We start from the raw sequence: 2078 nt of genomic DNA on the forward strand, positions 1-2078 counted from the left end.
AGATGTCCCCGATCGACTACGAGAACAGCCTGCTACCAACACCGGTTACGCTGACCTCAGCCGCATAACCCCGTGTCCAACATCCAGGGTCAAGTCCCGGTCTCGTGTCCGCCGTACCACAGCTGGCCCGCAGCACTGGCGCCGGCCTGCGGCCAAGACGGGACTACAGGGAAGAGCGGGAGTGGAGATCCGAATGTTGGGCGGGGCTGCGATTCACAGCGCCCAGGGCGGACACAAGCTGGCCACGAGAAGCCCAACCCGTGCCCGCTCGCCACGCTGGCGCTGCGACCAGACACGCCGATCAGCATCGACAAGCTGACCGACTGCCTGTGGTCACCCGACGCCCCAGAACGCAGACAGGCGACCAACCCCGAATCCACCATCGGCAGCTACGCCAAACATACGCATGGCCTTCACCTTCATCAGCGGAGAGGGCGTATGGCTGGACGGTTGGTCACACCCCGGTTCCTACGCGCTCGACATTCACTCCGAACTCGTGAACTACCACCGGTTCCCGCCTCGCCCACACCGCACAACAGGCCCACCGCCGACAACGCCTCGGTCACCTCACCCAACGGCCTGCTCGACCACACGTACCAGGAGACGAGGCTGTCGCGTGCGACCCTCGGCGGCTCGCCCAAGCGCTGGCCCGTGGAGGGAAACCCCGCCAGTCTGTGAGGCTTCAGAACTCTGCACTGGGCGCCACGCCGGGGTGATCGTGCACCATGAACCAAAGGAACATGACTGAATGGCCGGAGCTGCGGCACGAGGTCGCCGTGACGTACCGGACCAGCCCACGCCCGCGGACCAAACCGATCACGTAGTGATCGCACCACTGGTGCGTCGACTCCCCTGGTCGCCGCTCGATCACCGACCTGTGACACCGGGCAGCAACCCCGCGACGACGCCAGCACGGGCCACAAGGAAGTGGATCGACACGCGGCGAACACCCCTACCCGCCCCCGGAGAGACGTCGCACAAGCCCTCAACCGACCCGAACGGCAATCAACCGCACCCACGACCTCTTCGGTGCGGCACGAAGTGTTCACTACGACACTTGGGATGTTGATCAGGGCCAGACATGCGCGACCAGCAGTTTTATCACCGGAGACAGATGAATCCGACCACAAATGCGGCGGCCCCGAAAGGAGGCCTGCTCCCAAACCGCTCCCCGGAACGATCACTGGCCCGCAGACGATGATCCGCCTGCGGGCCAGTGACCTGCACAAACACACTGTGGGCGATACTGGGATCGAACCAGTGACCTCTTCGGTGTGAACGAAGCCGATACAACGCCTCTACCAGCAGAGATAGGATTTGCGCAGGAAAACGCGACCATTGGGAGCCGTTGAATGCGATTCAACGCCGTTGAACGCGTCATACGGCTCCCAATCTGCTCCCACAGTCCGCTCCCACGTGTTCGCCGGAGCTCTCCCAGCTGCCGCCCGATGCAATGACGAACTACGGGCGGGAAGGTCATCTACGGACTTTGCCGGCGTCAGACAGTCGGTGCAGGTCCTTCGTGGTCGCCTTCGATCGACGCGACTGCTGTACTTCGCTGCTGTACAGCAGCGTCCGGCCAGTAGGCCCAACGAGCGACGATGTCTACACCCGTTGCGTACAGCGTGTCAGTTCCCTCCTGCGCCGATGCCGAGACCTCGGTAAACTAAAGGACTCGAAAACAATCCAGCAAGGCTGCACGAATATGAAAACCATCATCGCCTTGAGTCTCGCAGTGCTGGTCGGGTGCGGAAGCTCCCTCCGGACCGAGAGCAACCCGCAGGTCGAGGACGTGCAGACCACCGTGCCGGATACCCGAACTATCGAACCCGCCAGGCTCGGCGAGTCGCGTCGCGACACCGGCCACCACTACTACTCCGAGATCGCGTTCACGGTGCTGGAGGTCAGCGAGTCCGCCGAGTTGCCCACCGACAGCGAGTTCTGTCCGCCCACCATCCCGGCAAGCAACGGCAAGTGGGTCACCGTACGGATCAAGGTCGTCAACGAGGGCAACGAGCCGGTCGTCTTGGCCACCAACGCCAACCAGTCGCTCTACGACGGCGACCGCCGGTACGAGT

General features: G+C 63.4%; 1 protein-coding gene. It reads left to right on the forward strand.

Features of this window, described 5'->3' with window-relative positions:
• Positions 1-1723: 1723 nt before the first annotated feature.
• A partial coding sequence (locus ADK67_RS08080) for a hypothetical protein (protein ID WP_157620004.1) occupies positions 1724-2078 on the forward strand: 355 nt, incomplete at its 3' end.

The sequence above is a fragment of the Saccharothrix sp. NRRL B-16348 genome (assembly GCF_001280085.1).
GTDB lineage: Bacteria > Actinomycetota > Actinomycetes > Mycobacteriales > Pseudonocardiaceae > Actinosynnema.